The following is a 5,228-nucleotide window of genomic DNA, read 5'->3' on the forward strand; positions in this document are numbered from 1 at the left end:
GAACCACACCCCCTGAACCCGCCCGCCCACGATCACGTGCGCCCGCACCTCGTCCATCGCCTCACCTCCGGCCGGTTCCGCTGGTCCGGGGCTCTCGCCAAGAACGCGACAAAACCCATAAGGATAACGTGGCGCTCGTTGCGGTCGTTGCGTGAGAAACCCTCACGGCGTCGCCGGGTCCCGGCGTCGGGACTTTGTGTATCACGCCACGCTCGCCAAGCCCGCCACGAAAACCGAATAAAAACGTGGCGATCGTTGCGGTCGTTGCGTGAGACTCCCCCACGGCGTCGCCAGGACCCGGCGTCAGGACTTCGGTTCTCACGCCACGCTCGCCAAGCCCACCAAGATACCCCAAAAACCGTGGCGATCGCTGCGAGCTTTGCGTGAGTTCCTACTCCGCCTCGCCCCCCACCACCATCTCGGGAATCCGGAGCGTGGGTTGGGCGTCGGCCACGGGAACGCCCTGGCCGTCCTTGCCGCAGGTGCCCACCGAAAACCCCAGGTCCGACCCCACCCGGTCGATCGCCAGGAGCACCCGGGGGCCGTTCCCCACCAGGGTGGCCCCCCGCACGGGTTCCCCGACCCGGCCGTTCTCGATCCGGAACCCCTCGGCCACCTCGAACACGAAATCCCCGCTCACCGTGTCCACCTGGCCCCCGCCCATCCGGGTCACGTAGAGGCCGCTCGGGGTGTCGCGAAGGATCTCCCCCGGGTCGTCCGGGCCCGGCGCGATGAAGGTGTTGGCCATGCGGGGGATCGGGCGGTGGGCGAACGACTCCCGCCGGCCGTGGCCCGTGGGCGCCGCGCCCATCCTCCGGGCCGTGGTCCGGCTGTGGAGGAACCCCCGAAGCACCCCCTGTTCGATCAGCACCGCGCGGCGGGCGGGGGTGCCCTCGTCGTCGAACCGGTACGAGCCCCGGCGGCCGGGCAGGGTGGGGTCGTCCACCACCGTGATCCGATCGGAGGCCACCCGTTCGCCCAGGCGGCCCGCGTACACCGAGTGCCCCTGGAGCACCAGATCGGCCTCGAGCCCGTGGCCCACGGCCTCGTGGATCATGGTGCCCCCGGCCTCCCCGGCGATCACCACCGGCATGCGGCCCCCCGGCGCCCGGGGGGCCTCCAGGAGCCGCGCGGCCCGCCGGGCCGCCGCCAGGGCCGCCTCCTCGGGCGGTTCCTCGTCGAACTGCTCCCACCCCCGGTTTGCGGCAACGGCCTCATACCCGGTCTGGGCGCCCCGCTCGTCCCGGGCCACCACCAGCACCCCGAGGTAGAACCCGGTGCGCAGGTCCCGCACCGGGGGACCGTCGGACGGCGACACCCAGACCTCCTGGGCGTGGTCCCGGTACACCACCCGTACCTGCACCACCCGCGGGTCCACGCCCCGGGCCACCCGGTCGAGCTTTCGGGCCAGATCGGCCCGGGCCCCGAGATCGAGGTGGGCGAACGGGTCGCCCTCGGGCCCGGGGCCCTCGGCGGGGGCCGACGCCGCGGGCTCCGCCGGCAGGCCGTCCGGCCGAAGCCGGGCCACCTCCGAGGCGAGTTCCACGAGCGCGTCCGGGTCCGGGGCCGTGCGGTACCCGTACGCCTCGGCCTCCCCCTCCACCACCCGGATCCCGGCGCCCTGGCGCACCGCCGACCGGGCCTCCTCCACCCGCCCGGCCTCCAGCACCACGGTGGCCGAGCGGGTCGTCTCCCAGAAGACGTCCGCCAGGTCCCCGCCCCGGGCCAGGGCCGCCCGGAGCACGCGGTCGGGATCGAACGGGGGCCTCACGCCCCGCCCTTCGGCCCCACGATTCCCTGGTCCAGGATCGTCAGGGGAACTTCCTGGGCCAGGGCGTCCAGAACCTCCCGGAGTTCCTCCCACCGGTCCTCGGTGGAGAGGAGCCGCACCCGGCCGGCGGGGTCCTCCACGGTGGAGGCGAGGCAGAGCCCCTCGTAGGCGTCGAGGGTGTAGCGCACGTGGTAGATGTGGGCGTGGGGCACCCGACACTCCACCCAGATCTCGCGGGGAACCGGAACCATGGCACCTCCTCGGCAAAGCCGGTAGCATAGCCGATCCCGCCCCCACGCGAAACCGCCGGGGCGGTCTCACGCCACGCCCGCAACGACCCCCACGTTTTCATTTGGGTTCCGTGGCGTGCTTGGCGAGCGTGGGGTGAAACCCGGAAGTTCCGACGCCGTGCACCGGCGACGGCGTGATGGGATTCTCACGCAACGACCGCAACGAGCGCCACGTTCGGATGGAATCACGAAGGGGTGGGCCGCCTCGCCGCCTGGCGGGCAAGCCGCCCAGCCCCAAGACCCGGAGGACTCCCATGACCGACACCCGTCTTCCCCAGTGGGACCTGACCCCCCTCTACCGGGGGCTCGACGACCCGCGGCTCGAGGCCGACATCGGGGCCATCGAGCCCGCGGCCCGCGCCTTCCGGGAGGCCTGGCGGGGCCGGGTGGCCGAGGCCTCCCCGCCGGACCTCGGCCGGGCCGTGCGCGAGTACGAGGCCGTGGTGGGCCGCCCGCTTCGCCCCTACGCCTTCGCGCACCTCCTCTTCGCCTCCGACTCCACCCAGCCGGCCCACGTGGGGCTCCTCCAGAGGGTCAAGGAGGCCGCCACCCGGGCCCACAAGGAGACGGTCTTCTTCGACCTCGAACTCGACCGCATCGACGACGCGCGGTTCGCCGAGGCCGTGGCCCACCCGGACCTGGCTCCCTACCGCCACCACCTGGAACACTCCCGGGCGTTCCGGCCCCACCGGCTCTCGGAGCCCGAGGAGGCGATCCTGACGCTCAAGGACCTGGTGGGCCGGTCGGCCTTCGTCCAGCTCTACGACCAGCTCACCTCCTCGTTCCGGTACCGGTTCGAACTCGACGGCGAAGAGCGCGAAATGACCGGGCCGGAACTCATGGCTCTCCTCAAGCACCCCGACCGGGGGGTGCGCCGCCGGGCCTACGAGACCTACATCGGGGCCTACGAGGCCCAGGCCGTGACGCTCTCCACCGTGTGGAACGCGCTGGTCACCGACCACCGCCAGAACCTGGAACTCCGCCGCTACGCCGACCCCATGGAGCCGGTGCACCTCAGAAACGAACTGAGCCCCCAGGCGGTGGAAACCCTCATGGAGGTGACCCGGTCGCGCTACGGCCTGGCCCGGCGCTACTACCGGTGGAAGGCGAAGGTGCTGGGGGTGGAGAAGCTCTGGAGCACCGACCTCGTGGCCCCCCTTCCCGGCCCCGAGCCCGAGGCCGTGCCTTTCGACCGGGCCCGGGCGTGGGTTCTCGATGCCTACGAGGCCTTCGACCCGGCGTTCGCCGCCATCGCCCGGTCGTTTTTCGACGAGGGCCGCATCGACGCCCCGCCCCGGCCGGGCAAGGCCGGCGGCGCCTTCTGCATGGGGGTCGCCCCGGACCTGCCCGTGTACGTGCTCATGAACTACACGGGCAAACTCCGGGACGCGGCCACCCTGGCCCACGAACTCGGCCACGGCATCCATTTCACCCTGGCCCGGCGCCAGCCGCTCCTGGAGTACTCGCCCGTGCTCCCCATGGCCGAGACCGCGAGCGTGTTCGGGGAACTCCTGCTGGCCCGCCGCCTCGAGGCCGAGGACCTCGACCCGGTGCTCCGGCGAAACCTCCTGGCCGAACGGGTCGAGGACATGATCGCCACCACCTTTCGCCAGAACCTCTACGTGGAGTTCGAGTACCGGGCCCACAAGGAGGGCGGGGCCGGGTACCTCCCGGCCGAGCGCTTGTGCGAACTCTGGATGGAGGCCCTGGAGGCGGCCTACGGCGACGCCGTGGAGCAGGTGCCCGCGAGCCGCTGGGCCTGGGCCGCCATCCCCCACTTCGTGCACACCCGCTTTTACTGCTACGCCTACGTGTTCGGCGAACTCCTGGTGCTGGCCCTCTACCGACGCTACCAGGAGGAGGGCGACGCCTTCGCGCCCAAGCTCGAGGCGCTGCTGGCGGCCGGCGGCAGCCGCTCCCCCGGCGACCTCGTGGCCGGCCTCGGCTACGACCTCGAGGACCCGGCCTTCTGGGCGGGCGGCTACGACCTCCTGGAGGAAATGATCGCTCGACTCGAGGGGGAAGGGTAGGGGGCAGGAAAATCGTGTTTGACGGGGACTCGCAGGGGCGGCTATAAAAGAAGCGCTCTGAACAGGGAAATCGACCGGGGGAGGCGATGTCCCGACACCACACTCCGATGACCACCCGCGGCCGCAGCGCCCATCGAGGCGCTTGCGGCCGTTGTGCGTTGCGAGACCGGGAAACAAACAGTACGCCGAGGGTAGACCCCGGACGCGTGGTGTGAACAGCGCGAGGGAAGGGAGGATGCAGTGCCGAAACGGAATAACTGGCGGCGTCCCGTCCGTCACTAAAAAGGGAGGTTGAATATGGTTAGATTTCTTGCGTGCGCGTGCATTGGCCTTATGCTTCAGGCCTGCTCCGTTGTTATGGCGACAAGGCAGCCGACGGAGAAGGATCTGAGTGTTTTGCGCGTAGGGACTCCTCGTAGTGCCTTAATAGCGGAGTTCGGTAGCCCTGTCCATACAGAAGAGAGTGATGGGAAGAAAAAAGATATTTTCAAATTTGTGCAGGGCTACAGCACTGGCGCAAAAGCTGGGCGAGCTCTGCTTCACGGAACAGCGGATGTGCTTACTTTGGGCCTTTGGGAAGTTATTGGTACGCCAACGGAGGCGATTTTTGATGGTAAAGAGGTTGCGTTTGAAGTTACATATGATGAAAACAACCGTGTAGAAACAGTTACGCCGCTAAAAGTAACCGAGTGAGATGGGAGCGGAGGAGGGGACGCAGCAAGGAGGGAGGAGGGGACGCAGCAAAGTTAATAAGTTGTGCCAGCCTTGGTCCCCGCCGGGGCAGGTGGGCGACGGGAGGAGAGGAGTGGCGATGCCGAGGGCGGCGCGGCTGGGCGTGTTCGGGGTGGTCCACCATAGGGTGGTACCAGGGTGCCGGGCCACTTCGGGGGACAGAGGCTACGGTCGCCCCCGCGAGCCTCCGGCCCTTCCTGCCTCCGCTTATCCCCCCCGGGCCGCCTCGAAGAGTCGCGAAACGAAGTAATCCGGGAGAAAGCTCAGGCACTCGAACCCGAAGAACTCCAGGGCCCTGGCGTCGAAAAGCAGGTGGACGTCGGGCGGGAAGTCCTCGTCCGCCTCGTTGAAGACGAGTTTCACCAGGAGTTTCGGGAACACGGGGAACCGCCACGCGTGCTGGCC

Annotated in this window: 5 protein-coding genes; 2 read left to right on the forward strand and 3 right to left on the reverse strand. The window is 69.5% G+C overall.

Translation table 11 applies throughout. The annotated features are described in order from the left end of the window. Positions 1 to 391 precede the first annotated feature (391 nt). Complete coding sequence (locus tag ACY0I8_RS16090) at positions 392 to 1,771, reverse strand: TldD/PmbA family protein (protein WP_461395550.1); 1,380 nt, start codon at positions 1,769 to 1,771, stop codon at positions 392 to 394. Then, positions 1,768 to 2,022 carry a DUF4911 domain-containing protein gene (locus tag ACY0I8_RS16095; protein WP_461395551.1) on the reverse strand — a complete coding sequence of 85 codons (255 nt, stop codon included), beginning with the start codon at positions 2,020 to 2,022 and terminating at the stop codon, positions 1,768 to 1,770. Before ACY0I8_RS16095 ends, ACY0I8_RS16090 begins: the two co-directional genes overlap by 4 nt. A 293-nt stretch (positions 2,023 to 2,315) precedes the next feature. Here ACY0I8_RS16095 and ACY0I8_RS16100 point away from each other — a divergent pair, with 293 nt between their 5' ends. Together ACY0I8_RS16100 and ACY0I8_RS16105 are read left to right on the forward strand one after the other, a co-directional pair. Then, complete coding sequence (locus tag ACY0I8_RS16100) at positions 2,316 to 4,091, forward strand: M3 family oligoendopeptidase (RefSeq protein WP_461395552.1); 1,776 nt, start codon at positions 2,316 to 2,318, stop codon at positions 4,089 to 4,091. 297 nt (positions 4,092 to 4,388) lie between these two features. Next, positions 4,389 to 4,784: a hypothetical protein gene (locus ACY0I8_RS16105; RefSeq protein ID WP_461395553.1), complete on the forward strand. Its 396-nt coding sequence runs from the start codon at positions 4,389 to 4,391 to the stop codon at positions 4,782 to 4,784. Between the two features lie 246 nt (positions 4,785 to 5,030). On the opposite strand, the gene ACY0I8_RS16110 is transcribed toward ACY0I8_RS16105, so the two are convergent. Then, on the reverse strand, positions 5,031 to 5,228 hold a 198-nt coding region (locus tag ACY0I8_RS16110), incomplete at its 5' end, for a DUF3786 domain-containing protein (protein WP_461395554.1).

The sequence above is a fragment of the Deferrisoma sp. genome, from assembly GCF_054681715.1.